This window comes from Actinotignum timonense (assembly GCF_900155575.1).
GTDB classification, from domain to species: Bacteria; Actinomycetota; Actinomycetes; order Actinomycetales; family Actinomycetaceae; genus Actinotignum; species Actinotignum timonense.
Genome location: NZ_LT706966.1, coordinates 1,915,365 through 1,940,054, shown reverse-complemented (window position 1 = coordinate 1,940,054; position 24,690 = coordinate 1,915,365). Strand labels below are relative to the sequence as shown.

Annotated in this window: 23 protein-coding genes and 3 tRNA genes; 18 read left to right on the top strand and 8 right to left on the bottom strand. The window is 61.3% G+C overall.

What is annotated here, in order from left to right:
* Nucleotides 1–86: 86 nt before the first annotated feature.
* The 6 genes from clpS to rdgB all read left to right on the top strand — a co-directional run bounded on the left by clpS (nucleotide 87) and on the right by rdgB (nucleotide 4,270).
* On the top strand, nucleotides 87–425 hold the full coding sequence (gene clpS / locus CZ322_RS08280; protein ID WP_087070910.1) for an ATP-dependent Clp protease adapter ClpS: 339 nt from the start codon (nucleotides 87–89) through the stop codon (nucleotides 423–425).
* Nucleotides 415–1,140: a DUF2017 family protein gene (locus CZ322_RS08275; RefSeq protein ID WP_087070909.1), complete on the top strand. Its 726-nt coding sequence runs from the start codon at nucleotides 415–417 to the stop codon at nucleotides 1,138–1,140. The genes clpS and CZ322_RS08275 overlap by 11 nt, the downstream gene beginning before the upstream one ends.
* 9 nt (nucleotides 1,141–1,149) lie before the next feature.
* On the top strand, nucleotides 1,150–1,962 hold the full coding sequence (gene murI, locus CZ322_RS08270) for a glutamate racemase (protein ID WP_087070908.1): 813 nt from the start codon (nucleotides 1,150–1,152) through the stop codon (nucleotides 1,960–1,962).
* Nucleotides 1,959–2,756: an MBL fold metallo-hydrolase gene (locus tag CZ322_RS08265; RefSeq protein WP_087070907.1), complete on the top strand. Its 798-nt coding sequence runs from the start codon at nucleotides 1,959–1,961 to the stop codon at nucleotides 2,754–2,756. The genes murI and CZ322_RS08265 overlap by 4 nt, the downstream gene beginning before the upstream one ends.
* Before the next feature lie 108 nt (nucleotides 2,757–2,864).
* A complete protein-coding gene (gene rph / locus CZ322_RS08260) occupies nucleotides 2,865–3,656 on the top strand; it encodes a ribonuclease PH (protein ID WP_087070906.1) in 792 nt (263 codons plus the stop codon).
* Nucleotides 3,647–4,270 (top strand): RdgB/HAM1 family non-canonical purine NTP pyrophosphatase, encoded by a 624-nt coding sequence (gene rdgB / locus CZ322_RS08255; RefSeq protein ID WP_087070905.1) that lies wholly within the window; start codon nucleotides 3,647–3,649, stop codon nucleotides 4,268–4,270. Before rph ends, rdgB begins: the two co-directional genes overlap by 10 nt.
* Here the strand turns inward: rdgB and CZ322_RS08250 are convergent.
* Entirely contained in the window at nucleotides 4,267–4,803 is a 537-nt protein-coding gene (locus CZ322_RS08250) for a DUF4916 domain-containing protein (protein ID WP_026429485.1), read from the bottom strand. The two genes, rdgB and CZ322_RS08250, sit on opposite strands and share 4 nt — an antisense overlap.
* A 129-nt stretch (nucleotides 4,804–4,932) precedes the next feature.
* Between CZ322_RS08250 and CZ322_RS08245 the strand changes: the two genes are divergently transcribed.
* From CZ322_RS08245 to nhaC, 6 genes are all read left to right on the top strand, one after another.
* Nucleotides 4,933–5,256, top strand: a complete 324-nt coding sequence (locus CZ322_RS08245; RefSeq protein ID WP_087070904.1) for a hypothetical protein — start codon at nucleotides 4,933–4,935, stop codon at nucleotides 5,254–5,256.
* A complete protein-coding gene (bcp, locus tag CZ322_RS08240) occupies nucleotides 5,240–5,710 on the top strand; it encodes a thioredoxin-dependent thiol peroxidase (RefSeq protein WP_087070903.1) in 471 nt (156 codons plus the stop codon). Before CZ322_RS08245 ends, bcp begins: the two co-directional genes overlap by 17 nt.
* 102 nt (nucleotides 5,711–5,812) lie before the next feature.
* Nucleotides 5,813–5,894: transfer RNA gene (locus CZ322_RS08235), tRNA-Leu, on the top strand.
* A gap of 230 nt (nucleotides 5,895–6,124) precedes the next feature.
* Nucleotides 6,125–7,132, top strand: coding sequence for a MalY/PatB family protein (locus tag CZ322_RS08230; RefSeq protein ID WP_087070902.1), 1,008 nt, complete (start codon nucleotides 6,125–6,127; stop codon nucleotides 7,130–7,132).
* Between the two features lie 12 nt (nucleotides 7,133–7,144).
* Nucleotides 7,145–8,569, top strand: coding sequence for an IS3 family transposase (locus CZ322_RS08225; RefSeq protein ID WP_087069845.1), 1,425 nt, complete (start codon nucleotides 7,145–7,147; stop codon nucleotides 8,567–8,569).
* A gap of 329 nt (nucleotides 8,570–8,898) precedes the next feature.
* Nucleotides 8,899–10,500, top strand: a complete 1,602-nt coding sequence (gene nhaC, locus CZ322_RS08220; RefSeq protein ID WP_087070901.1) for a Na+/H+ antiporter NhaC — start codon at nucleotides 8,899–8,901, stop codon at nucleotides 10,498–10,500.
* A gap of 40 nt (nucleotides 10,501–10,540) precedes the next feature.
* On the opposite strand, the gene aroE is transcribed toward nhaC, so the two are convergent.
* From aroE to CZ322_RS08200, 4 genes are all read right to left on the bottom strand, one after another.
* Nucleotides 10,541–11,398: a shikimate dehydrogenase gene (aroE, locus tag CZ322_RS08215; protein ID WP_087070900.1), complete on the bottom strand. Its 858-nt coding sequence runs from the start codon at nucleotides 11,396–11,398 to the stop codon at nucleotides 10,541–10,543.
* 4 nt (nucleotides 11,399–11,402) lie between these two features.
* Nucleotides 11,403–13,385, bottom strand: a complete 1,983-nt coding sequence (locus tag CZ322_RS08210) for an AMP-dependent synthetase/ligase (RefSeq protein ID WP_087070899.1) — start codon at nucleotides 13,383–13,385, stop codon at nucleotides 11,403–11,405.
* A gap of 70 nt (nucleotides 13,386–13,455) precedes the next feature.
* The gene (locus tag CZ322_RS08205; RefSeq protein WP_087070898.1) at nucleotides 13,456–14,199 is read right to left on the bottom strand and encodes a fumarylacetoacetate hydrolase family protein; all 744 of its coding nucleotides are present in this window, start codon (nucleotides 14,197–14,199) and stop codon (nucleotides 13,456–13,458) included.
* A 126-nt stretch (nucleotides 14,200–14,325) separates the two neighbouring features.
* Complete coding sequence (locus CZ322_RS08200) at nucleotides 14,326–15,516, bottom strand: MalY/PatB family protein (protein ID WP_087070897.1); 1,191 nt, start codon at nucleotides 15,514–15,516, stop codon at nucleotides 14,326–14,328.
* A 25-nt stretch (nucleotides 15,517–15,541) separates the two neighbouring features.
* Between CZ322_RS08200 and gltX the strand changes: the two genes are divergently transcribed.
* From gltX to CZ322_RS08180, 4 genes are all read left to right on the top strand, one after another.
* Nucleotides 15,542–17,044, top strand: a complete 1,503-nt coding sequence (gltX, locus tag CZ322_RS08195) for a glutamate--tRNA ligase (RefSeq protein WP_087070896.1) — start codon at nucleotides 15,542–15,544, stop codon at nucleotides 17,042–17,044.
* Nucleotides 17,045–17,067: 23 nt separating this feature from the next.
* A complete protein-coding gene (locus CZ322_RS08190) occupies nucleotides 17,068–18,111 on the top strand; it encodes a hypothetical protein (protein ID WP_143231887.1) in 1,044 nt (347 codons plus the stop codon).
* A 215-nt stretch (nucleotides 18,112–18,326) separates the two neighbouring features.
* Nucleotides 18,327–18,398: transfer RNA gene (locus CZ322_RS08185), tRNA-Gln, on the top strand.
* A 25-nt stretch (nucleotides 18,399–18,423) separates the two neighbouring features.
* Nucleotides 18,424–18,496: transfer RNA gene (locus tag CZ322_RS08180), tRNA-Glu, on the top strand.
* A 642-nt stretch (nucleotides 18,497–19,138) separates the two neighbouring features.
* On the opposite strand, the gene CZ322_RS08175 is transcribed toward CZ322_RS08180, so the two are convergent.
* The gene (locus CZ322_RS08175) at nucleotides 19,139–20,188 is read right to left on the bottom strand and encodes a ChbG/HpnK family deacetylase (protein ID WP_087070894.1); all 1,050 of its coding nucleotides are present in this window, start codon (nucleotides 20,186–20,188) and stop codon (nucleotides 19,139–19,141) included.
* Nucleotides 20,189–20,257: 69 nt separating this feature from the next.
* The gene (def, locus tag CZ322_RS08170; protein WP_026429473.1) at nucleotides 20,258–20,815 is read right to left on the bottom strand and encodes a peptide deformylase; all 558 of its coding nucleotides are present in this window, start codon (nucleotides 20,813–20,815) and stop codon (nucleotides 20,258–20,260) included.
* Between the two features lie 195 nt (nucleotides 20,816–21,010).
* Here def and CZ322_RS08165 point away from each other — a divergent pair, with 195 nt between their 5' ends.
* Entirely contained in the window at nucleotides 21,011–22,213 is a 1,203-nt protein-coding gene (locus tag CZ322_RS08165; protein WP_087070893.1) for a glycosyltransferase family 4 protein, read from the top strand.
* Between the two features lie 23 nt (nucleotides 22,214–22,236).
* Here CZ322_RS08165 and CZ322_RS08160 read toward each other — a convergent pair whose 3' ends face one another.
* Nucleotides 22,237–22,998, bottom strand: a complete 762-nt coding sequence (locus tag CZ322_RS08160; protein WP_051278627.1) for an IclR family transcriptional regulator — start codon at nucleotides 22,996–22,998, stop codon at nucleotides 22,237–22,239.
* Nucleotides 22,999–23,272: 274 nt separating this feature from the next.
* On the opposite strand from CZ322_RS08160, the gene leuC reads away from it, so the two are divergent.
* Nucleotides 23,273–24,685, top strand: coding sequence for a 3-isopropylmalate dehydratase large subunit (gene leuC / locus CZ322_RS08155; RefSeq protein WP_087070892.1), 1,413 nt, complete (start codon nucleotides 23,273–23,275; stop codon nucleotides 24,683–24,685).
* Nucleotides 24,686–24,690 lie beyond the last annotated feature (5 nt).

The window sequence follows — 24,690 nt, the reverse complement described above, 5'->3', positions numbered from 1 at the left end:
CTGGCGGAGGATGATGGGCCGCGCCGATAAGCGCTGCCCGGGGATGATTCGCCGCGCCGATAAGAGCTTGGCACTAGGATGGAGATATGAGCGCGCACACATCTCCTGAAGATTTAGGGGCCAGCAGCCCGGCGAGCCGCACCGAAAGCCTCACGCTTTTCGAAGCGGTCACCGGCCCGGCCCGCGCCTGGCGCACCGTTGTGCACGATGATCCGATCAACCTCATGAGCTATGTGCAGTGGGTGTTCCAATCCTACTTTGGCCATTCGGCCGACCGCGCCCTCACCCTCATGTTAGAGGTCCATACCCGCGGGCGCGCCGTCGTATCAACCGGACCGCGCGAGCAGATGGAAACAGACGCCCGGGCCATGCACACCTACGGACTGCTCGCCACCATCGAAGAAGAACCGGAAGGTGGGAGATAATATGCTGCCCTTCCGCCCCGCCCGCGGCGGCTACCGTGCCAGCGTTGACGCGACCGAACGGCAACTTTTTGCCGGACTTGCGCGCGACGTCGCAACTCTGCTCGGCTACAACCTGGACGAAGAAATGCAAGAAAGCAGCGCGGATGTAACCGGGCCCGGCGCCGCGCACGCACCTGGCGCCCGCGGCAATGGTACGCCTGGCTCCCGCGGTAACAGCGCACGCGGCGTGGAAGAATCCAGCGATGTGCTCGCCTCCTACGAACGCGAATTAGCCGACCTGGAAACCACCCGCTGCTACACCCCTGCCTGCGATATGGATACCGCCCTCGCCCGGCTCCTGCCGGATATGTCCGAGGAACCCGAGCTCGCTGACGAATTGCGCGCCCTTACCGAATCCGCCGTCTGCCACACAAAAATCCGCAACCTGCTGGTTTTCTATACCTCCCTGGCGAGCGAGGCTGTATGGGTGAGTAATGAAGATGCCGGTAGCTGGCTGGCCGGCGCGAATGATATTCGGATCGTGCTCGGCACCCGCCGCGATATCACCACCGCGGCGGAATCCGAGGCCGTGACCTCCCGCGCGCTCGACATTATGGAATCCGAGCGCCCCCAAATCGATACCACCGACGACATGATCGGCGTGCTCTACGTAATTATTGCGTGGTGGCAAGATTCACTCATCACTGCCATTCAGAACAAGGACCTGCGGCGGTAACTTGACAGTATGGATTCCCGTCCCATTGGTATTTTTGATTCCGGCGTAGGTGGCCTCACGGTCGCGCGCGCGATTATTGACCAGCTTCCCGGCGAATCCATCACCTATATCGGGGATACCGCCCACTGCCCCTACGGCACCAAAACCATTCCCGAGGTACGCGCTTACGCCATGGACATCATGGAGAAACTGGTGGGCTCCGGCGTGAAAATGCTGGTCATCGCCTGCAATTCCGCCACCTCCGCCGCGCTCGCGGATGCCCGGCAGCGCTTCGCCACAGAGATGGGGATCCCGGTGCTGGAGGTGATCCGCCCGGCGGTGCGCCGCGCGGTGCGGGCCACCCGGAACGGGAAAATCGGGGTGATTGCCACCCCGGCCACCATCGAATCGGGGGCCTACCAGGATGCTTTTACGGCCGCCCCGAATCTGGAACTGACCACCCGGGCCTGCCCGCAGTTCGTGGAGCTGGTGGAACAGGGGCAGACGGCCGGTGCCCAGGTGCAGGCGGTTGCCGAACACTACCTCGCTCCGGTGCGGGCGGCCGGGGTGGATACCCTGGTGCTGGGCTGCACCCACTACCCGCTGCTCGCCGGTGTGATCTCCTACACCATGGGGGAGGACGTGACCATCGTGTCCTCCGCGGATGAAACCGCCCGCGATGTTTACCGCGAACTAGCCACCCGCGATATGTTTGCCGGCCCGGGAACCCCCCGGCGCCGCTTCTACGCCACCGGCGACCCGGTGAGTTTCGGGCACCTCGCCCGCAGATTCCTCGGTCCGGAAGTAGGAACCGTGCTATCTACGGAGGAACTCTCGGCATGAGACTGACGATCATTGGATGCTCCGGCTCAATGTCCGGGCCGGAATCACCCGCCTCGGCCTACCTAGTGCAGGCGGAAGGAATCGACGCGAACGGCGCCCCGCGCACCTACACCTTCACGCTGGATTTCGGCCCCGGCGCCATGGGCCATCTGCTGCGCTATACCGACCCGGCACTCCTGGACGCCATGGTGATTTCCCACCTCCACGCCGACCACTGCGCCGACCTCATCGGGATGCAGGTCTACCGGCGCTGGCATCCTTCCGGCCCGCTGCCCCGGGTGGCGGTGTACAGCCCCGGGGATGCGCGGCGGCGCGCCCGCCAACTGGGCGACGACGGCCCGGAAGAAACTTACGACGACGTTTTCGACTTCCGCCAGGTCCGCGCCGGGGATACCTTCCGCGTTGGCCCCATGACCATCCAGGCGTTCCCCGCCCTCCACACCGTGGAAACTTTCGCCTACCGGATCACCGGCCCCTCGGATCTGCGCCCCGGGGAGAACGTGGTGCTCACGTTCACGGGGGATACGGATATGTGCGACGGCGTCGTCGCCGCGGCGCGCGGCGCCGATTTACTCCTTTCCGAATGCGCTTATGAAGATGGGCGGGATACCGTGCGCGGCATTCACCTCACGGGTTCGCGGGCCGGGGCGCTGGCCGCGCAGGCCGGGGCCCATGAGATGCTCCTCACCCACCTCCAGCCGTGGACAGATCGGGAATCCGTGCGGGCCGCGGCGCGGGAAGAATACGAGGGCCGGGTGGCCTGCGTGCGAGCCGGGGAAGCCTTCCGGATCTAAGCGGGGTGCGCGGATCTCAGCAGGCTTGGGCAGGGCTCCGCGGGCGTGGTTTGGCATCAGCTGGCTACGCGGATTTTTCATGTTGTAGCGGCGCGGTAGCCTTAAGCCATGACTGAAAAGAACTCCAGCGCCACGCGAGCGGACGGGCGTGCCGTAGATGAGATGCGCCCCGTCACCATTGACCGCCACTATTTTGAGACCGGGGAAGGCAGTGTGCTGGTGCGCTTTGGGCGTACCACCGTGCTCTGCGTTGCTTCCTTTGAAGAAGGGGTGCCGCGCTGGCGCAAAGGCAGCGGGGAAGGCTGGGTAACCGCCGAATACTCCATGCTTCCGCGCGCTACCTCGGAGCGTTCCCCGCGCGAATCCGTGCGCGGGAAAATCGGGGGCCGCACCCATGAGATTTCGCGGTTGATTGGCCGCAGCCTGCGCGCCGCCGTTGATATGAAAGCCCTGGGGGAGAACACCATCACCCTGGATTGCGATGTGTTGCAGGCCGACGGCGGAACTCGCACCGCGGCTATTACCGGCGCTTTTGTGGCTCTGGCGGATGCCATCTCCTGGGCTCGGGCACGTAAGTTGGTGCGCCGCCCGGTCCTTACCACCTCGGTTTCCGCGGTTTCGGTGGGCATCATTGACGGCCAGCCGCGGCTCGATCTTCCTTATGAAGAGGACGTGCGCGCTGATACCGATATGAATATCGTGGCGCTGGGCAGCGGGGATTACGTGGAGGTTCAGGGAACCGCGGAACACCACCCCTTCAACCGCGCTGATCTTGGGGTTCTCCTTGACCTGGCGGATAAGGGCACCCGCGAGCTTCGTGAACTCCAGCATCGGGTGCTCTTCGAGGGGGAGAATCCGGTACGTAGCGATGTGTTTACCGGCGGTGACCAGTGGAAGTAGCGCAGCCGCGGCGCGTCGTCGTCGCTACCGGAAATGCCCATAAAGTCACGGAACTTCGCAATATTCTGGCGCCGTGGTTGCAGGAAATTGAGCTTGTCTCCGGCGCGGAGTTTGCGGTGCCTGAACCGGTGGAGGATGGCACCACGTTCGCGCAGAACGCGCTCATCAAAGCGCGGGCCTACGCGCGGGCTACCGGCCTGCCGGCTATTGCCGATGATTCGGGCCTGTGCGTAGATATTCTAGGTGGGGCGCCCGGGATTTTTTCGGCGCGCTGGAGCGGTCACCACGGGGACGACGCCGCGAACCGCCAGCTCCTCCTCGCCCAGCTCGCGGATGTGCCGCTGGCCAATCGTGGCGCTCATTTTCATTGCGCGGCCGCGCTGGTGACCCCGGAAGGCCATGAGGAAGTACGCGAAGGCGAAATGCCGGGCATCCTCCTCACCGCCGAGCGCGGCAGCGGGGGCTTCGGCTATGACCCGATCTTCGCGCCGGCCGGCTCCAGCCGTTCCAACGCGGAATTGAGCCCGGAGGAAAAGGATGCTATCTCCCACCGCGGCAAGGCATTTGCTCAGCTGGCACCGGTGATCGTGCAGGTGCTAGCCGAGCGGGCTTAGCAGCGGCCAATATAGCCGAGCGCGGCGCGCAGGAGCGCGGCGTGCCCATCGGACATTTCCGCCTGCAGCTCCGCGGTGCGCGCCTCCCCGGGCGTGAACCAGGTGAATTCCAGCGAGTCATTTCCCGGGTCGCAATCCCCGTGAATGGGGATGATATAAGCCAGGTCTACCCGGTGCTGGCGCGCATCGTAATACCCGGCCTCCGGTTCGGGAGTGGGGAAGTATTCGGTGACCGTGAACGGCGCCAGGTACGGCGGCAGTTGAGGAAGTGCCACCGAACCGAGGTCTTTATCGATATGCCGGATAAGCGCGGCGCGCACCGGTTCGTGGAACAGCACCCGCCCCGAGGGGAACTCCCGCAAAATCCCCTCAGAATCGGCACGCAGCAGCATCCCGATAGCGATCACCCGCCCGGTTTCATCCAGACGAACCGGGACAATATCCACGTACACCATCGGGACCTTGTGCCGGACAAATTCGAGTTCCTCGGGGCTGAGCCACGGACCCATATCAGCTGCGTCGACTTCACTCATGTTCTTAATTTTGCCGGGCTTCGTCCCCGCGTGGACCACTCCACGCTACCCGCGAAACATCTGCATTTTCGCGTAGAGCGCCGGCGCGGGCGGGGTGCGGCGCGCTGTGCGGAAGCTAGACTGAGTGGCATGCGCCAAGCTCGATACCTCAACTACCTTGCCCTCGCCATTCTTGTGCTGGGCGTGGTCACCCTCGCTGTGGGCTGGTATATCGCCATCAGCGGGCATGCCCTTCCGCAATACGGAGTGATTCTTGCGCTCGGGACGGTCGGTGCGGTTGCGTGTGGGCTCGGATACTGGAGCGAACGCCCTTGGATATTCGGGGCCGGCGCGGTTTTTATGCTGTGGTTCGCGCCCACACCCCTGGGTCTGTGGCCTCTCGGGATTGGTATCGCCATGCTCATCGCGTGGGCCGTGCTTATTGTGAAGGAAAATAATGTTAAATTCTGGTGATCGTGCCCCGGATTTCACTTTGGACAGCACCGCGGGAACCTTCCGCTTGTCTGAACATCTGAACGACGGCGCCCGCGGAGTCATCGTGTACTTCTACCCGAAAGCTAATACCCCAGGGTGTACTACCGAAGCCTGCGATTTCCGCGATAACCTCAATTCTCTGCGTTCGGCTGGCTATGCCGTGGTGGGAGTTTCCCCGGATTCGCTCACTTCGCTGGAGAAATTCCGGGAGAAGCAAGGCCTCAACTTTGTGCTCGCCTCCGATCCGGATCACGCCGTGGCAAGCGAATGGGGCGCCTGGGGAGAAAAGCAAAACTGGGGTAAAACGGTTATCGGAATGCGCCGCTCCACCGTGGTGGTCAATCCGGATGGCACCGTGGCAGCGGCTTTCTACAATGTGAAAGCCACCGGGCATGTGGCGCGGCTGCGCCGCGATCTCGGTATTGACGAATAAGCGGGAGAGATGCGGGGCCGGAACGCTGGCTCCGGCTTTCTGATCTTCCGGTTGCTTTCCGAATTTTCTCACACCGGGAAATCCGCTAGGATAGACCGGTACGCGCGCGTGGCGGAACTGGTAGACGCGCTGGATTTAGGTTCCAGTGCCTTTGGGCGTAAGGGTTCGAGTCCCTTCGTGCGCACTCTTCTCTCATCATCACCACATCATGACCAATAAAAACTTCGCATCCCTGTTTTATTTGTGTTCTCGAATTAATATTTGCAGTCCCTACCTTTCGATGACACCTCCTACCACGTCGTGATAATAAAACTCTCACGTTGACAAAACTACTATTCTCCGAGTATGTTTTGAAACAAAACAAAGGGTGAGTGTTCAAAGAAGTTCACCTCCCTTTGTGACAAGGAGGCTGCAATGATGCACATAGCTACAGGTGACTTCGAGGATCGCCATCGGGTGATCAACCGGCGTGGTACCTGGTCCGCTAAATGGGAAACCTTGCCTGCCGACCATATCTCCCTATCTGTTGCGGAAATGGAATTCGCGTGTGCCCCGGCAATTCGGTCTGCGCTTGAGGACGCCGCTGTTCGGGGGATCTACAGCTACACCGAGGTTTTCCCTGATTTTGCGGGCGCGTGTGCATCATGGTTTATGCGCCGGCACGGTACCGAGTTTGGCGAAGAATCCGTCGTTTTCGTTCCCCGCATTGTGGAAGCAACAGCGATGATCTGCGCCCATATGCTGCCGGCGAGAGCGAAGGTCATCACGCTCTCGCCGGCTTATGACCCCATCATGGAAGTGGTGCGCCGCTGCGGCTGCCAGGTGACCGAACCAGCGATGCGCTACGCGGATGGCACGTGGCAGATTCCCTTTGACCAGCTTGCTTCCATGCTGCCCGATGCTGATCTTTTCATTCTCACCAATCCCCACAACCCAACTGGGCGCGCCTTCACCCCAAAGGAACTTGACCGGCTCGCCGCACTGCTGGCCCAGAGCTCATGTCTTGTGCTTTCTGACGATATCCACTGCGATATTCTGCGCGCCGGGCAGCAATGGTCACCGCTAGCACGCTACGCGGATGCGGGATTGCGGACCCGCCTCATCACAGCGCTTTCACCCTCAAAGAGTTTCAATATCGCCGGCCTAGAAGCCTCGGCACTCATCGTTCCGGATCCCGCGTTGCGCTCCAGAATACGGGACGGATTACGCGCGGCAGGTTTCCATAACCCCAATTATTTCGCTATCCCCGCAGCGATAGCCGCCTGGACCCAATGCGAGGAATGGCTCGATACCACGCTCGCCTATATCGATAATAATATGGCGCGCTTCGTCCCGCGCATCGCGGCGCTATTCGCAAAGGAAAAGCCCGTGATTCCCGAAGCGACGTATCGGGGGTGCGGACGGTTTCCTAGAGATTTTTAAGGAGAACGTTCAATGAGTAAGCGTACGTACACGAGAGAGCAGATCCGTAAAGCCCTCACCACCTACCAACGCACGCAATCGGTAACCGCCACAGTCCGTAAACTGGGCTACCCAGGCCGAGACACGCTCTACAAATGGATCCGGAATAGCAACGAGAAACCAGAGCAGAGAAAACCGAAGAAACACGCCCCTAACCAGAAAATATCAACGGACGTGAAAGTAACTGCCTGCAAGCGATTCCGCAGCGGGGAAAACGCCTACACTATCGCCCAGGATCTAGGAATCGTGAACTGCACAAACATCTATGCTTGGGTTAAAAAGTGGGATGCGGAAGGCAGTCTAGGACTCATGAACGAGAAAGAATGCGACCAGATCAAAGCGAAAACCCGCCACCAACTGGAAGCCCAGCTACCCCAAGACCCGGAAGAATTACGTGCTCTTGTAGCCGATTTAATCGTGCAGAAACGCGTCTTGAAAGCCCAGCTCGAGCTAGCAAAAAAAGGAAAAGCCCGCACAGGCGGGCGCAGTGAAGCGGTAGAGAAAACACGGGTAGCTAACCAGCTACGCTCTACCACGCCGCTAGCCATGGTCTTAGATACCTTGGATTTGCCGGCAAGCTCGTACTATTACACCGCTAAACAGCTAGAGCGGCCTGACAAGCATGCTCGCTTGCGTGAGTTGATCGCTCAGATCGCGCGCGAGGGCTTGTATACGTATGGGTATCGGCGTATCCGTTTAGCGCTTAGAAAGCTTGGGTATGTGGTCTCGGAGAAAGTCATCCAGCGCTTGATGCGGGAAGAGGAAATCCCGGTCAGGTATGCCAAAGCACGCCGGAAGTACTCTAGTTACGGCGGGGAGATCAGCCCGGCACCGGAAAACCTAGTCGAGCGTGACTTCCACGCTGATGAGCCCGGACGGCTTTGGCTCACGGATATCAGCGAGTTCCACGCAGCTAACGGGAAGGTTTATCTCTCCCCGATTATTGACTGTTATGACGGGAAAGTCGTGGCGTATACGAGGGGATTACACCCAACCTCAGTGTTGGCTGATTCCTCCCTTGAAAACGCCCTGGCAACCCTCCCGCACCAGCGTCTAAACGAGCTACAAGCCGGCCAGAGTGAGCATCCACTCGTGATCCATTCGGATCGGGGAGTCCACTACCGGTCTGTGTCCTGGATTGAGCTTACGCGGCGTTACGGGTTGACGCGGTCGATGTCGAAGAAGGGGTGTAGTCCGGATAATTCTGCTTGTGAGGGGTTTTTCGGGCGGATGAAAACCGAGATTTATCACGGGAAGAAGTGGGCTACAACCGATGAGTTATGCGAGGCGATAGACGAGTATATGTTCTTCTATAACCAGAAGCGTATTACCTTGAAGTTCGATGGTTTAACGATTGTGGAGCATCGTCAAGCGGTTTTAAGCGATAATGTCCAATAAACAGTCCGCAGCCCCATCTGTTCTGGTGTGACACCAGAGTGCTAGGTGCGGCTGCGGCCAGAGAGGTATGCGCCGCAGCCGGAGTACACCCTTCATACGGCGAAGGCTTCGGAGCGCAATGGCGGGATTATCTGCGTTTCAATCTGGCAGCACCCCAATCACTTCTCGATACCGCATTACAACGCTGCGAAGCGGCGGCGCAGAAACTGAAATAAATATCCGCGCGGGCAGCGCTTCTTGACCCGAGCTGTGGTAGGTCCCTGTTCTCCATAGGGCACCCGCCGCATATTCACCGAGGAATTGTCGTCATCGACACAGCGAAAGGATCAATGATGACTTCGGAAAACAATCCCGGCACCGAGGCCGAGATACACATGAAGAAAAAGAAGCCAACGGTCTTCCTGGCGCTTTTGCCGGTGATTTCCCTGGCATTGTTTATCGGCGGGGGATACATCGGCTTTGATTTGCCTGTTGAACCCATGATTATCGCAGCGGCAGCGGTCGCCGCCTGCGTTGCAAAATATCTGGGATACAGCTGGGATGAGATGATCGAATCCGTAGCTGAAAAGACCGCGAAAGCCTGGCCGGCGCTCCTCATCCTCCTCACCGTCGGGTTACTCATCGGCGCGTGGATGATCTCAGGAACAATCCCGTATCTCGTGTACTGGGGCCTGGCCATTATTGACCCGCGGTGGCTGGCCCTGGTCGCCCTGCTTGGCACCGCCGTCGTATCACTCTGTACCGGAACCTCGTGGGGATCCGCAGGCACCATCGGCGTCGCCTTTATGGGTATCGCCATAGGCTTGGGTGCTGATCTGCCAATGATCGCGGGAGCGGTTGTTTCCGGTGCCTACTTCGGTGACAAGTTCTCCCCGCTATCCGATTCGACAAATATCGCCGCGATGATTACCCGCGTACCGCTGTTCACCCATATCAAGAATCTGACATGGACCACCGGAACCGCGCTCATCATCGGTGTGATTGTTTTTGCGATCGTGGGGATCAAGGGATCCGCCGCTGGAGTTGATACCTCCGCAGTGCAGGAAACTCTTGACCAATTAGCGGCCGGCTTCCACCTCACGCCGTGGCTTCTGGTGCCTCCTATCGTTGTTCTTGTTGGTGCGGCGCTGCGTTTCCCGACGATTCCTGTCATGATGGCGGGTGTTGCCCTCGGGCTTTTCAATACCTTCGTCTTCCAGAAGTCGAGTATCGCTGATGCCTTCACTGCGCTCGTCAAAGGCTTCAACCTGGAGATGATTCAGCGGCCCGAATGGGCCAGCCTGACCCCCAGCGATGACATGGTGACCCTGCTGGAACGCGGCGGAATGAACTCTATGCTGGGAACCCTGGCTATCTGCTTCTGCGCCTTGGCGTTCGCTGGAATTATGGGTGTTTCACACTCACTCGATTACCTTATTGAGAAGCTGCTGCACCGCGTCAAGTCGCGCTTCGGCTTGGTCGCCAGCACCATCGGCGTGGGGCTGGGAACCATTTCGGTGACCTGTAACGGCCAAATCTCCGTCATTATGCCCGGCGAAGTACTGCGCCCGGCATATGTGCGCCGCGGCTATCACCCCATGACATTGGGGCGTACCCTCGAGGACTCTGTGACCGTGACCGAAACGCTATTCCCGTGGACAGCGGCCGGTGCATACATGGCAGCAACCCTCGGGGTAGAAACGCTGCAATACGTTCCGTGGGCTGTTGTTAACTGGTCGGGCATGATCGTGGCGCTTATCTTGGCCGCAACCGGCTGGGGTATTCAGATGCTCAGTCGTGAGGAACAGCTGCGGATGCTCGAAGAAGACGATATGAACGAGAGCCATATTATTCGCTACGGCGATGGTACTCCCGGCCCGAGCGCAGCAGATCCGGAAGCTGCCCTGGTTGAATCCGCTGGTGGTACCGGCGCACATAGAGCAGAAAACTAGCGCGGAAGGGAAAGATAAACCCGCTATCGAGTGCGATAATCTACTGGCACAGGGCCGCCCGCATGACCTCCACGGGAATGTCGGTGCGGCCCAGCCAGATTTCTTCGGCGAAAACGCCCTGCCACAGCAGCATATCCAGGCCGGATACGCATCCCGCGCCGGCGCGGTGAGCTCGCTGCAGCAGCTCCGTCTCCAGCGGTTCGTACACCGCATCAAAAACAATATGGCCCGGGTGCAGCCAGCTTTCGGGGATCAGAGCACCCGGGTGAGCGCTCATCCCCACGCTCGTGGCATTGACCAGAAGGGAAGCAGCCTCAACCTCGCTGCGCAGCGCGCGCTCATCGGCAAGGTCAAAAAGCTGGGCATCCACACCGGTTTCGGCACGCAAACGAGCCAAAATCTCGATAGCGCGCTCGTAATTCTGCCCGCGCCGCGAAAATACCCGGATGCGGGATACCCCTTCGAGGGCGGCCCGGGTATAGATCGCGCGCGAAGCTCCACCCGCCCCTAAAATCACCACGGAATCGCCAGGATCGTATCCCGCTGCCCGGACCGCAGCAAAAGCACCGCGGCCATCGGTATTGTGACCAACCGTGCTCCCATCCTCGCGGATGTGAACAGTGTTTACAGACTCCATGAGGCGGGCATCGTCGGAGAGCTCATCAACGCTCTCGTATACGGTAGTTTTATGCGGCATCGTCACGTTAAAACCGCCAAAACCAAGGTCGCGCAAAGCTGCGACCGCCCGCGCACCCGCATCCGGAGCGATATCGAAAGCTAGGTAAACAGCGTTTACACCCAGGTGGGTGAAGGACGCATTATGCATGGCGGGGGAGCGGGAATGGCCCACCGGGTGCCCGATAACGGCATAACTAACCGTGCGCCCATCAATCCCCATTGCGCTACTTCTCACCGCCGGCCGGCTCGCCAGGTTGCTGCCCGGAGCGCTCCCCGAGCTGCCCGGCCGTGCCACGCCCACCGCGTTCGCCGCGCCGCCGCAGCCGCTCGAGCCGGCGCTGTACCCGCCGTTCTTTTCGGGCCGCCCGCCGGCGTTCCTTCGCCTCTGATTTCTTCGTGGACTCGGAATGATTCGCCCCGTAAATACCATCCACCACATCGCGGTAGCGTTCGAGCACCACTTCGCGGCGCACCTTCAGTGACGGCGTGAGCAGGCCATTCGCCTCGCTGAAATCGCCGGGTACAATCACGAATTTCCGGATGGATTCCGCTCGCGAAACCTGCGCGTTCGTGCGGTCAATCGCGCGCTGGAGCGAAGCATTGACGGCCTCGGAATTCATGGCCTCGGCCGGACTCATCTTCGGTAAACCGTGCGAGGAAAGCCAGGAGGGAAGCATCTGCGCGTCCAGAGTAATGAGCGCGGAAATGAAGGGCTCCCCGTCACCCAAAACCACCACATTGGAGATAAGGGGATGCGAGCTCAGCTTATCTTCCAATACCGCCGGCGCCACATTCTTGCCACCGGCGGTCACGATAAGATGCTTCTTCCGCCCGGTAATAGTGAGGTTGCCGCGCTTATCGAGCGTCCCGAGATCCCCGGTATGGAACCAGCCGTCCGCAAAGGCAGCCGCGGTAGCTTCGGGATTGTTATGGTAACCGCGGAAGACAGAGTGGCCCTTGACCAAGACTTCGCCGTCGTCGGCAAGTTTAATACGCATGCCCGGAAGCGGCCATCCAACGGTACCCAGTACGGGATTTGCCGCGCGCGTGGCATTTGCCGGACCGGTGGTTTCCGTGAGGCCGTAACCTTCCACCACCGTGAGCCCGATGCCGCGGTAGAAGCGCCCCAGGCGGGTGCCCAGCGGCGCCCCGGCGGAAATCGCGAAACGAATCCGCCCGCCCATTGCCTCGCGCAATTTATTGAAAACCAGTTTGCGTGCCAGCGCGCGTTTCACCGCGAAAATCGGGCTGCGCCGGCGCCGGGTGCCGTTCTGCACCGCAATATCGGCCGCCCACCGGAAAATCCGGCGCCGCAGGCCCGCCCCGGCTTTCGCCTCGGCCGCGTTATAGACCTTTTCCAGCACCCGCGGAACCACCAGCAGCAGGGTGGGTTTGAAAGTCTCCAGGTCGCTCATGAGGTTCTTGAGATTGCCCACGAAGCCTACCGAAATGCGGGTGGCTAGCCCGAAGTAGGCGCAAATCCGCCCCATCACATGGGCCATGGGGAGGAAGAGCAGCAGCGAAGCCTGCGGATTATTGAGGATCTCCGGTTCGTAATGCCAGGTTCCCAGCACGGTACGCGCGAAATTCCCGTGGGTGAGCTCCACGCCCTTGGGATCCCCGGTGGTGCCCGAGGTGTAAATAATGGTGGCGAGCGAATCGGCCGTGACCGCCGCGATGCGGGCGTCCAGATCTTCTTCGGGAACGTCAAGAGCCGCGGCATTGAGCGCGGCGCGCCAATCTTCCGTCATGACGGTTGCGGGCGGAATCGCGGGCGGGGTCACCGAATCCACCAGTTCCGCGTGGGCACGAGTATCGGTGAAAATATGGGTAATCTGCGCATCGGCAACCATCCACGCGATCTGCTTGGCGGAACTTGTTTCATAAATAGGAACCGGCACCACCCCGATATGCAAAGCGGCCGCGTCCAGCAGCGCCCATTCGTAGGAGGTGGCCGCGAGGATACCGATACGTTCGCCGTGGCCGAGCCCCAGGCCGATGAGCCCGCGGGCGGTGAGCCGCACCTGCTCGAGGAATTCCGTAATCGTCAACGGTTTCCAGTTCCCACCAATCGAGCTCTGGATATGCACCGCGATATCACGCGGATGCTTGCGTTGCCGCTGCGCGAGCAGCCACGGAACCGTGTGATACGACTCGTTCTTGAAAGGAGCTTTTTGCGATAGGGAACCATCGCGATGCTTCTTCATCTATCCTCCTGCATGGGCCTGCCCGCGGCGCGGGTGCGGTCCTCGGTTGTGTAGTTGATGCTCGCTTTATTTAGTTCGCCGCGAGGACCGGGTTGCGCAGCACCCCGAAACCTTCGATTTCACATTCCACGACGTCGCCCGCTTTCAGCGGGGGCTCACCGTTAAAGGCACCGGGCAGAATAATATCGCCGGGAAGCAGGGTGCAGCGCCGCGACGCCGCCGCCACCGACTGCGCCACAGAAAGTGGATAATCGGAGGTCCGCGCCCGGGTGTAGGTTTCCCCGTTCACCCGCGAGGTCATCGCCAGATCGCTCACATCAATATCGGTGAGGATATAGGGACCCACCGGCAGCGCGGTATCAAACATCTTCTGCGCCCCGTTCACATCCCCGCGGGCGGTCACATCATTAATAATGGTGTAACCGAAAACGGCCTCCAGCGCGCGATCCTCGGGAACATCCTTGGCAACCCGGCCGATAATAATTCCGAGCTCGACTTCGTGGGCGAGGCCTTCGCTGGCCCACTCCGGAATAATAATCGGATCATCGGGCCCGCATACAGCCGTATTGGGTTTCATAAAGAAGAAAAGATCAGCGGCGGTGGCGCCCGGCGCGGTTGCATTACCGAAGCCAATCGCCTTCGAGCGCGGAATCATGGGGGAGAGGAGCACGGCATCGGCGGCGGCCACCCGTTCCCCGGTGGGCTGAATTTCTCCGAAAATCGGATCATCGGCGAGGATAACGAAGTCATCGGCGCCTTCGTCGTAGACCGCGTAGCGCGGCCCCTGGCTCAAACTCAAGCGTGCTATTTTCATATCATTAACCTTAGTATTTCACCTAGACTTTAGCGACAGGCGCCCCGAAGGAGCGTTGAAATTGGCTTGCGGTTGCGTTACGCCGCGCGTTCGCGCCCGTGGGTGACGCGGCGCCCCGAAGGTGCGTTACGCTCCCGCTTCCAGCAGCCCTTCGATTCGGTCCAGGGCCTCCAGGGCAATCGCCCGCGGGGTGGCCAGCACCATGCGGCCCCATTGCTCAAAACCGGCGCCCGAGGCCAGCCCGGGCGTGAGCGCCACATTGGCCCGCTCCAAAATAGTGGCGACGGCGCCCTTCGGCTCGCGCCCCTCCCGCCGGGCACGTTCCTCCTCCGCGCGCACACATTCCGCCTCGGAAAAATCGAGGAAAGCAATATAGGTGCCTTCCACGTGGGCCATGCGCACCCCGGGCCAGGCCCGGACCCGCTCTTCCACAATCCGCAGGGTTTCGCCAATATAGGAACACACCGCGCGATTCCAATCCAGCGCCTGCGTAAAGGCAATTGTGGTGGCCCGGGCTCCCAGCGTGGAAGTCGGGGAGCTCCAGGCATTGGCATGGGGCGCGTAGCGGGCTGCGTCGTCGTTATAAAAAATGAGCTGCGCGGCCTTGAGGCCGGGGATATTCCAGCCCTTCGTCGCGCTGATCGCGCTGATCGTATGCGCGCGGGTGGCCGCGCTGCGCGGGCCGTAAGGAACGTAGGTGCCGTCGATGAGTACCGGGGCGTGAATGGAATCCTCAAAAACGCGGGCCCCGCACCGCTCCACCACGGCAGCGACCGCGTCGAGTTCCGGACCGGTCAAACATCGGCCCGCCGGGTTCCACGGATTGCACAAAACCAGGAGGGAACCGGGGGTGAGCGCCGCTTCCAGCCCCTCGAGGTCCAGTTCCCAGCGCCCCTCGCGGAAAATCGAGGGCACCTGGCGTACCTCCCGGCCGTACTCACCGGGAAGTGTGAGGAACGGCATATATGCCGGAGTGGGGACAATAACCGGGGCGTCCGGGGCTGTGAACTGGGTAATCGTGATCCGCAATGCGCTGAGAACTTCAGGAATGAGGAACATGCGTTCCGGGTCGGGTGCCGGGCCGAAGTGGCCGAGCCACGTGGAAACTGCGTTCATAATCCCCGGAATTTCGCGGGGAGGAAGGTAGCCGAGGGTGCCGCGCTGCGCTGCGCTCACCAGGTAATCGCGAATTTCCGGCGCGATTCCCAAGTCCATTTCGGCCACCCACATGGCGATAGCATCCCCGAAAGCAGACCACTTATGCGAGCCCTGCGCGATGAGATCGGAGACGGTGCGAGTGTCGAAATCATATGTCATATCCGTAGCGTATCCTTAACCCATCATGGCTATCACAACTGCTACCGGACGCGAGATCCGAGTTCGTTTCTGTCCCTCACCCACCGGCACCCCGCATGTCGGTATGGTACGCACCTGCCTCTTTAACTGGGCCTACGCCCGGCACGTGGGTGGAACTTTTATTTTCCGCATTGAAGATACCGACGCAGCCCGTGATTCTGAAGAGTCGTATCACCAGATTCTTGATTCCCTGCGCTGGCTCGGGCTGGACTGGGATGAAGGAGTTGAAGTGGGCGGCCCGCACGGCCCCTACCGGCAATCCCAGCGCGGGGATATCTACCGCAAGGTCGCGGCCCAGCTGCTGGAGCGTGGCTATGCCTACGAATCTTTCTCCACCCCGGAGGAAATCGAGGCGCGCCACCGCGAACGCGGGGAGGATCCCAAGCTCGGGTACGACGGCTATGACCGCAACCTCACCGAAGAACAAAAGGCTGCCTACCGGGCGGAAGGGCGCGAACCGGTGCTGCGCATGCGCATGCCCGATGAGGATATTACCTTCACGGATGTGATCCGCGGGGATATTACTTTCCGCGCCGGCTCCACCCCTGATTATGTGATTGTGCGCGCCAATGGCGATCCGCTCTACACCCTCACCAATCCCATTGACGATGCCCTCACGGAAGTGACGGACGTGCTGCGCGGGGAGGATCTGCTCTCCTCCACGCCGCGCCAGATCGTGCTCTACCGCGCCCTGGAAGAACTGGGCATCGCGAAGTGGACGCCGCGTTTCGGCCATATGCCCTACGTGATGGGGGAGGGCAACAAGAAGCTGTCCAAGCGCGATCCGGAATCGAATCTGCTGCTCCACCGCGAACGCGGCATGATCCCGGAGGGCCTGCTCAACTACCTGGCCCTGCTCGGGTGGTCGTTCTCCGCCGAACGCGATGTGTTCAGCAAGGAAGAACTTGTGGAGCATTTCGATATCCACAATGTCAATCCGAACCCGGCACGTTTTGATGACAAGAAGTGCGTGGCCATTAACGCGGACCATATCCGCCTCCTTGACGTGGCCGATTACACCCGCCGCCTCGTTCCCTATCTCGGCGAGGTGCTGAGCGGCGGCACCTATGAGGAGCTCACGGATCGCGAACGGGAAATTCTTGACGCGGCAGCGCCGCTGGCGCAGACCCGCATGCAGCTGCTGGGGGAGGCCCGGGATCTGCTCGGCTTCCTTTTCGTGAGTGCGGCGGAGCTGGATTACAACGAGAAAGCCCTCTCCAAGTTGCGTGATTCGGCGCCCGAAGCGCTACGCGGGGCTCGCGAGGCCCTGAGCGCGCTGGATGATTTCACGCCGGAAGCCATTAAGCCCGCCCTCGACGCGGCGCTGGTGGAGGGCCTCGGTATCAAGCCGCGCTTCGCCTTCGGCCCGCTTTTCGTGGCGATGACGGGCACGAATGTGTCCATTCCGGTGATTGATTCCATTGCTATCCTCGGGCGTGAGGAAGCGGTGGCGCGCATTGACCAACTCCTGGAAAAAATTTCCGGGTAGTTGAGAGACTGACGGGGAGGGCCGTGATGGTGGTAAGTACGACGCCGCCGCCGCGGCCCGCCGCGTTTTTTCCCGCGCCGGGAACCTACCTGCGTGCCTGGGGAAGGGCCTGGGAGCGGGTAGCTGCGGGCGCAGGCGGCCGGATCTTCTTCGAGCCCCTCACCATGGATGATGGCAGCGTGGAGTGCGTCCCGCGGGTGGAGCTATGCGGTGCGGAAAATCCCCAACCATCCTGGCCGGTAGCTGAGCTGGGGCGTTTCCAGCGCGCGAATCTGGCGCTGGGGGAGTTCTCCATCCATTTTGCTTTTAACGCGGATATTGAGCGCGTTCTTGCCTCGGATTGGGCGTTGAGTGCGCGCGATGCCGCTTCGCTGGATTCTGCACTTCAGCAGCGCATTCCACCCGAATGGGAAGCTGGCTTCGCGCCCCAGCAGTTGCGCTTCCACGAGGTCGCGCTGCCCAGCCGCCGCCGCAGCCACCGCGCGCGCCGCAGCCGTAGGCCGCTCGGCTGGGATATCAGTTCGCAAATCATCGAGATCCTCGGCCCGGCGGATAGTCCGGCACGCCCGGAAGACTATCTCGCCTTCAGCTACCTCAGTTTCGACGTGGGCGAGTTCTTCACCGGTCACTCCCTCGGGGAGTTTTCCAGCACCTGGTCGTTTTTCGGCGACGACGCCGGCGACTACCCGCGCTCCCACCTGCTCGCTACCGACCTCCCGGATGCGGCGCAGCCGGATCAGTCGCGGATCTACCGGATTGTCACTGCGGCTGACTGGGTCACGCTGGTTGAACGCTACCCGCTCCGGATCCCCCTGGATCGGATGTGGAGCCCGGAGACCCTTGACGGCCTGGATACGTACACGGTTAATTGGACGCGGGCCCGCCGCGACTACGACGCCGTGGACATCACCATCGCCGGGGCTGTGCGCGCCATGTTTTCTTCGCTGCCCGCCTGCGATGGATATACGATGCTCACCGGTTGCACTCCCGGTTCGCGTATCTGGCTGCGGGTGCCGGAGTCATTGCGGGAGGAAGCCGAGCGGCAGGGCCGCGTGTGTGAATGGTAGTGGCGGGTTTCGGCATCGCTTGCGCGGGTGTAGTTCGCGCTGGCCGGCCGTTTGCACCGGCGCGGGGTGCAGTTTGAACGGGTGTGCCGCCTGAACTAACGCGGGCCGAGAACGTGGTGCGTCACACGTCCAGCGGATTTGCTAGCTTGAGGAGATTCCACTAAGCTCTTTATCTGTCGTCCTCGGGAACGTAACGATTCTGAGGTCCACACCCTTGGGGTATGGTGTAATTGGCAACACAGGTGATTCTGGTTCATCCATTCTAGGTTCGAGTCCTGGTACCCCAGCGATGATGCTTCGGCATCCTCATAGGCCCCGTTCGTCTAGCGGCCTAGGACGTCGCCCTCTCACGGCGGTAACACCGGTTCAAATCCGGTACGGGGTACAGTACAAGGCGGGAAAGCTTCGGTTTTCCCGCCTTGAGTCGTCTCAGCTCAGCCGCAGCCTCTAGGATGAGAATGTAGGGAGGTGGAGGGTTAATAGACAAAAATAGTTGCTAATGACGGCGTGTCGTTGGCTTGGATCCGGCCCGGAACTACCCTGAACCGCGTCCCGCAAACAAAGTGTGCGGGAGAGCACCGTTTCGGGGCGGTTCTGTGTCTCTTACGCACATCCTGTGGGAGGCGATGTCCCGGACTCACACTTTGCCTCACTGTCCCGCCTAGCCGACCGCCGCGCCGGCGAGGAGGGCATGTTTTTCCGGGATGTACTTCGCATGTACGACAAGTGCAGTACAGCTCTGAAAACACATACCACCCCAGCAGGTGCTGGTGTGACTATTGAAGTTAGTGAGATCCATGAGGCTCTGGCGGGAAGGTCGCCGCGTTTGTCCGAAATCAAAGTTACAGCAACAGCAGCCCCGTCCTGAATGTGCACTGTGGTGCCTACAAGGTTCGGGACGCCCACTTTGACGTGTCTACCCACGGGTTTGCCTGCGGTGCATGGTCGCCCGGATTCTCTGTTGGCGTAGAAAGCGAAATTCCGGGTATTAGCAACCATTTCTATCTACTTACCCGCGAAGAGCGCGTCATTTACGCATGTCATCAATCACGTTGTACATAACATCATCGTCAAATCCGGTGTCACTCGCTGCCACGGGCTTACCTTCAACAAATTTCAACGTGGCCTTACTACCAGCCGGCACCGTAGATATCCCTTGCGCATCAGCACACCGCGCCCTTGCCACTGCCCGCAAGAATGAGGGATCGCGCATCAGCCGGGTTTCCCATTCCCCGCGCCCCGCTCCGCTATCCTCGCGGGCCGGAGTGAATACCACCTGGATCGCCGGACCGGCGCATTCCTCCAAAGCTGAAAGGTAAACATGGCGTAATTCCCCGTAACTTTCGGCGGGGAACTCGGGTGGGAAGAAAACGACGTCGTTTGGAAGAAGCACCCCAAGAGCATCCGCACGTTCCACGCGCCGCGCGTGCGCAGCTACCACATCCGCATCGGTACCGGAGTTCGCGTGCCGCGCCGCACCTTCCCCGAGCTTTGCACCAAGCTCCGCCAGGTAACGCGAGGCCGCCACAAGCGGATCACCCCGGCGCGCGTAACGCAGCGGTACCCCAACACGCGCGCAAAATTCCAGCGCACAATCAATCACCAGGCCGCGCCCGCGAAAATCGCGACCGTAGCGCGGCCCGGCAATACCCGCCGGCCGATACCCGCGATCCTCCATCCAGGAGAATTGCGCGGCCAATTCCGTGAGAATATCTTCGCGCACGAGCTGCGGGGGAGCGGCGCTTTCTTCCGCGGAAAGGTAACGCCCGCCGCGGTCCGTCAAACTTGAGGCATGCGGGCCGACGGCGCGCCACGGAGCCCCGGGCCCCTGCGAACTAATAGCGAAACCAAGCAAAATCCGCCCCGGATCGATACCCACGGCCGCCAAAGCACGCAGGGCATGATCCGCCGCGGGAGCCGCCACCAGAAGCGTGGCGCAGGTGGCGTGTCCGCGTTCCAGCATCTCGATAATGAGGTTATTCAGGGCACGATTGCGCCCCAGCCCATCCGCGCACACCGCCACGGTGCGGGCCGAGGAGCTGGGCTGGGGTGCAATCATGTCGCCAAAAATATCCATCTCACGTTACCGAAATATGAACAAAAAATGAATGGGAGTCCGCGCCGCTGGTGCGCGGGAGCGAAAAGACTAATCTTCGAGGTTGTCACGCCCGGGCAGCCAGGTATTTCCCTTCTTGCCCCAACCGTGCTCACGCTTGGCCCGCTTGGCCGCGGCTTCCTCGCGCCCGGTGAGCCGATCCACGTACAAATGCCCGGTCAAATGGTCGTATTCATGCTGGAGAATACGAGCGAACCACCCGGTTGCCTCAATTTCGTAATGCTCGCCCTTTTCGTTTTGCGCCCGTAGCAAAGCGTGCGGGGAGCGCGCCAGGGGATACTGTTCGCCGGGGAAGGATAGGCATCCTTCTTCGAAAGGCTCTTCATCCGGATTAACAGGTTCAATAAACAACGTGGGATTAATGGCAACGCCGCGCTCGGGAGCCTCATCCTGATCGGCGTAAACCCACACAAAAATCTGTTTGCCAATGCCCACCTGCGGCCCGGCCAGCCCCACCCCGGGAGCGGCAACGGTGGTCTCATACATATCTTCGACCAGCTGAGCCAGTTCCTCGTTAAATTCCGTAATGGGCTGGGCCGGACGATGCAGAACGGGATCGCCGGTGATGTAAATAGGAAGAATAGCCATGCTTTAGTTTAAGGCCCGGGAGCGCCCAGGCAAAGAGCATTCCGTTTTAAAAATTTCGAGTGGTCTTTTTCTGTCGGAGGCGGGCGCTAAGCTGACGCTAGGAAAAGGAACGACGCCGCACCTACCCCGCCACCGGTGGGGTAGCCGGCCAAGGAGCTCCGCCGTGAGGGGATCTCTGTGCGAAAGTGAGGGCTTATGCGCATTGCGCTCGTCTCGGATTGCTTCTTGCCGCGCCTGGGCGGGATTGAAGCTCAAACCCGGGATCTTGGCTTGGCCTTGCAGGGGGCGGGCCATCGCGTGCTGGTCATCACCGCCACCCCGCGTGATACGCCTCCGGCTCCCGGAAGCCCGCCGGATCGCGATATCGTGGCGAGCCTTCCCGTCCAGCGCATCACCTCAGCGCTCTTTGGTAGCCTCCCGGTCTCCCCGGGGCACGGCGCCCAGCTGCGTGCCTCGATGCGGGGCGCGGATGTGGTGCATATTCAGGCCGGAGTTGTGTCACCTTTTGCCTGGGCCGCGATGCGCATCGCCGCGGCGGAAGGTATCCCCGCTACCGTCACCTGGCACTGTGTATTGGATCCGGTGGAAAAGCTGCTTGCTCCGCTGCGCTGGGTCACGGCGCGCGGCGTGGTTCATAACGCGGTATCCACGTGGGTGGCCGGGCAGGTATGCCGGGCCGTGGGCGGCGATGTCGCGGTTATTCCTAATGGTGTGGATCTGGGGGAGTGGCGCGCGGTTGCCGCTTATCGCCTCGCGCGTGCGGAGGCGCTCGGTGGTGCAGAGGGCGGCTGTGATGCCGGCGCAAGCGGCGGCTCGGGCGAGCGGCTTGAGGTTGTGGCAGCGCGGCGCCTGGCCCCGCGCAAACGCAATGCGGCTCTCATTGATTGTGTGGCCGGGGCGCGCCAGCTCACCGGGCGGGATATTCACCTCACCATATACGGGGATGGCCCGCTGCGCTCCCAATTAGAACGGCGCGGGCGGGCCCGTGGGAACCCCGGCAACGGCTCCGGGCCCGGGAATGGCTGGCTTCATCTTCCCGGCCGCACGGACCGGGGCGGGCTCATGGAGGCCTACCGCCACGCGGATATCTATCTCACCAGTTCACGCCGGGAAGCCTTTGGGATTGCCACCCTGGAGGCGCGGGCAGCTGGCCTGCCCATTGTTTCTCCAGCCGGCACCGGAGCTGATGATTTCCTGGAGGACGGGCGCTCAGCGCTCCTGGCAGAAACCGATGCGGATATGGTCGCGCAGCTGGCCCGCCTGGCGGAGGATACCGCGCTGCGCACCCGCATAGCCCACCACAATGCGAGCGTGGCGCCCGGATACGGCTGGGAGGAGGTGGTGCCCCTGGTCCTCGCCGAATATGAGCGAGCCATCCGGAACAGCAGCGGGCGATAGTATTCGACTACTCGCTACTACCTTTACTCGTTAATGCCCTCGGTTGTTTGTAGAACATCGGTGAGGCGGCCAGCTGCGGCCACCACCGCAGCCGAATGCACTCGCCCGGGCTGGCGGCCCATCCGCTCCAGCGGCCCAGAAATCGACACCGCGGCAATAACCCGCCCGCTCGGCCCGCGTACCGGCGCGGAAATAGAAGCCACCCCGGCTTCACGTTCGCCCACGCTCTGCGCCCAGCCGCGCCGGCGCACCGCGGAAAGATTCGTGGCCGTAAAGGAAGCGCCCTGCAAACCGCGATGCAATTGATCGGGCTCCTCCCAGGCAAGCAGCACCTGAGCTGCAGAGCCGGCCTTCATCGATAGAGAAGCACCCACCGGGATGGAATCGCGCAAGCCCATGGTACGTTCAGCATTCGCCACGCAAATACGCTGGTCGCCCTGGCGCCGGTAAAGCTGAGAAGATTCCCCGGTATGGTCACGCAGCGCGATAAGCACCGGATTCGCCGCGGCAATAAGGCGATCTTCACCGGTAGCGGAGGAAAGCTCACCCAGGCGCGGCCCTAAAGAAAAACGCCCTTCGTTATCGCGGGAAACGAAACGGTGGTATTCCAGCGCGACGGCCAGGCGATGCGCCGTCGGCCTTGCTAAATGGGTGGCGGTCACCAATTGCGCTAATGTTTGGGGGCCGGCCTCGAGAGCATCGAGCACGGCGGCAGCCTTATCGAGAACGCCCACACCACTTCCCTCCGGGGCGGGCGCAGGCTGAGCGTGAGGAGAATCAACCATACCGAGATTTTCTCATCTCAATAAGTGAGATGCAAATGTCCACACTGTGGTGCCGCGCGCAGCGACGCGCCTTTTACGTGCCGCGCGCAGCCCCGCGGCAGTCGCACCACATGAGCAGCGGTGTCCAGTATGTGAGAATTTCATCTTGCCATGTGGACGCATCTGGGTAAACTAGCCCGCGGACCACCACAACCGATCACCGTTGGAAGAGTAGAAGAGTAACCGCAAAAAGAATCCGGGAAAATTCCCCGGAATGACGAAGAGGAGGGTAGAGATGGGACGCACGCTCGCAGATAAAATCTGGGACGCCCATCTGGTTCGGCGTGGCGAGGAAGGCACGCCGGACCTCCTCTATATTGACCTGCATCTCATCCACGAAGTGACCAGCCCGCAGGCCTTCGACGGGCTGCGCCTGGAAGGCCGGCCGGTGCGCTGCCCGGAGCGCACCGTCGCCACGGAAGATCACAACGTCCCGACCATCGATATTGATCGCCCTATTGCTAATACCACCTCGCGCAAGCAGGTGGACGCCCTGCGCGCGAACGTTGCGGAATTTGGCATTCCGATCTATTCCCTCGGCCACGCGGACCAGGGAATCGTTCACGCGGTCGGCCCGCAGCTGGGCCTGACCCAACCGGGTATGACGATTGTGTGCGGGGATTCCCATACTTCCACCCACGGTGCCTTCGGCTCCATCGGGATCGGCATCGGCACCTCGGAAGTCGAGCATGTCCTCGCCACGCAAACCCTGCCCCTCCAGCGTTTCAAAAATATGGCCATTACCGTCAATGGCACCCTGCGCGAAGGCACGACCGCGAAAGACATTATCCTCGCCGTCATTGCCAAAATCGGAACCAATGGAGCATCCGGGCACATTATTGAATATCGCGGGGAAGCCATCCGGGCGCTGTCTATGGAAGCGCGCATGACGATCTGCAATATGTCCATTGAGGCGGGAGCGCGCGCCGGGCTCGTCGCCCCGGACGCCACCACTGTGGACTACGTGCGCGGGCGCCCCCACGCCCCGCGCGAGGCGGATTGGGACGCGGCGGTGGCCTACTGGTCCACGCTGTATAGCGATCCGGATGCGCATTTCGATACCGAAGTGGTTCTTGAGGCATCCGAAATTGAGCCCATTGTCACGTGGGGAACGAATCCCGGGCAGGGGGTGCCGCTGTCCGGCGTCGTACCTAATCCGGACACACTGCCGGAAGAAAAAGAGCGCCAAGCCGCACGGGAAGCCCTCGACTATATGGACCTGCGGCCGGGTACGCCCATGCGTGATATTCACGTGGATACCGTTTTTATCGGTTCGTGCACGAATGGTCGCATTGAAGATCTGCGCTCGGTTGCCTCGGTGTGGCGCGGGCGGCACAAAGCCAAAGACCTGCGCGTCATGATCGTGCCGGCATCGGCGCGGGTGCGCCTCCAGGCCGAAGCTGAAGGCCTGGACGAAGTCTTCCGCGCTTTCGGCGCCGAATGGCGCAATGCGGGCTGTTCCATGTGCCTGGGCATGAACCCGGACCAGCTCACCCCGGGGGAGCGCTGCGCTTCGACCTCGAATCGGAATTTCCGCGGCCGGCAGGGCCCGGGCGGGCGCACCCACCTCGTTTCTCCGCTGGTGGCCGCCGCTACCGCGGTGACCGGCCATATTTCCCATCCCGCCGACCTCGCCCCTACAGCGTAGAAAGA

Excerpts from the sequence above, each read along its gene's own strand:
- clpS (WP_087070910.1), top strand. The coding sequence starts at position 87 with ATGAGCGCGCACACATCTCCTGAAGATTTAGGGGCCAGCAGCCCGGCG.
- murI (WP_087070908.1), top strand. The coding sequence starts at position 1,150 with ATGGATTCCCGTCCCATTGGTATTTTTGATTCCGGCGTAGGTGGCCTC.
- CZ322_RS08265 (WP_087070907.1), top strand. The coding sequence starts at position 1,959 with ATGAGACTGACGATCATTGGATGCTCCGGCTCAATGTCCGGGCCGGAA.
- rph (WP_087070906.1), top strand. The coding sequence starts at position 2,865 with ATGACTGAAAAGAACTCCAGCGCCACGCGAGCGGACGGGCGTGCCGTA.
- CZ322_RS08250 (WP_026429485.1), bottom strand. The coding sequence starts at position 4,803 with ATGAGTGAAGTCGACGCAGCTGATATGGGTCCGTGGCTCAGCCCCGAG.
- CZ322_RS08245 (WP_087070904.1), top strand. The coding sequence starts at position 4,933 with ATGCGCCAAGCTCGATACCTCAACTACCTTGCCCTCGCCATTCTTGTG.
- bcp (WP_087070903.1), top strand. The coding sequence starts at position 5,240 with ATGTTAAATTCTGGTGATCGTGCCCCGGATTTCACTTTGGACAGCACC.
- CZ322_RS08230 (WP_087070902.1), top strand. The coding sequence starts at position 6,125 with ATGATGCACATAGCTACAGGTGACTTCGAGGATCGCCATCGGGTGATC.
- CZ322_RS08225 (WP_087069845.1), top strand. The coding sequence starts at position 7,145 with ATGAGTAAGCGTACGTACACGAGAGAGCAGATCCGTAAAGCCCTCACC.
- nhaC (WP_087070901.1), top strand. The coding sequence starts at position 8,899 with ATGATGACTTCGGAAAACAATCCCGGCACCGAGGCCGAGATACACATG.
- aroE (WP_087070900.1), bottom strand. The coding sequence starts at position 11,398 with ATGGGGATTGATGGGCGCACGGTTAGTTATGCCGTTATCGGGCACCCG.
- CZ322_RS08210 (WP_087070899.1), bottom strand. The coding sequence starts at position 13,385 with ATGAAGAAGCATCGCGATGGTTCCCTATCGCAAAAAGCTCCTTTCAAG.
- CZ322_RS08205 (WP_087070898.1), bottom strand. The coding sequence starts at position 14,199 with ATGAAAATAGCACGCTTGAGTTTGAGCCAGGGGCCGCGCTACGCGGTC.
- CZ322_RS08200 (WP_087070897.1), bottom strand. The coding sequence starts at position 15,516 with ATGACATATGATTTCGACACTCGCACCGTCTCCGATCTCATCGCGCAG.
- gltX (WP_087070896.1), top strand. The coding sequence starts at position 15,542 with ATGGCTATCACAACTGCTACCGGACGCGAGATCCGAGTTCGTTTCTGT.
- CZ322_RS08175 (WP_087070894.1), bottom strand. The coding sequence starts at position 20,188 with ATGGATATTTTTGGCGACATGATTGCACCCCAGCCCAGCTCCTCGGCC.
- def (WP_026429473.1), bottom strand. The coding sequence starts at position 20,815 with ATGGCTATTCTTCCTATTTACATCACCGGCGATCCCGTTCTGCATCGT.
- CZ322_RS08165 (WP_087070893.1), top strand. The coding sequence starts at position 21,011 with ATGCGCATTGCGCTCGTCTCGGATTGCTTCTTGCCGCGCCTGGGCGGG.
- CZ322_RS08160 (WP_051278627.1), bottom strand. The coding sequence starts at position 22,998 with ATGGTTGATTCTCCTCACGCTCAGCCTGCGCCCGCCCCGGAGGGAAGT.
- leuC (WP_087070892.1), top strand. The coding sequence starts at position 23,273 with ATGGGACGCACGCTCGCAGATAAAATCTGGGACGCCCATCTGGTTCGG.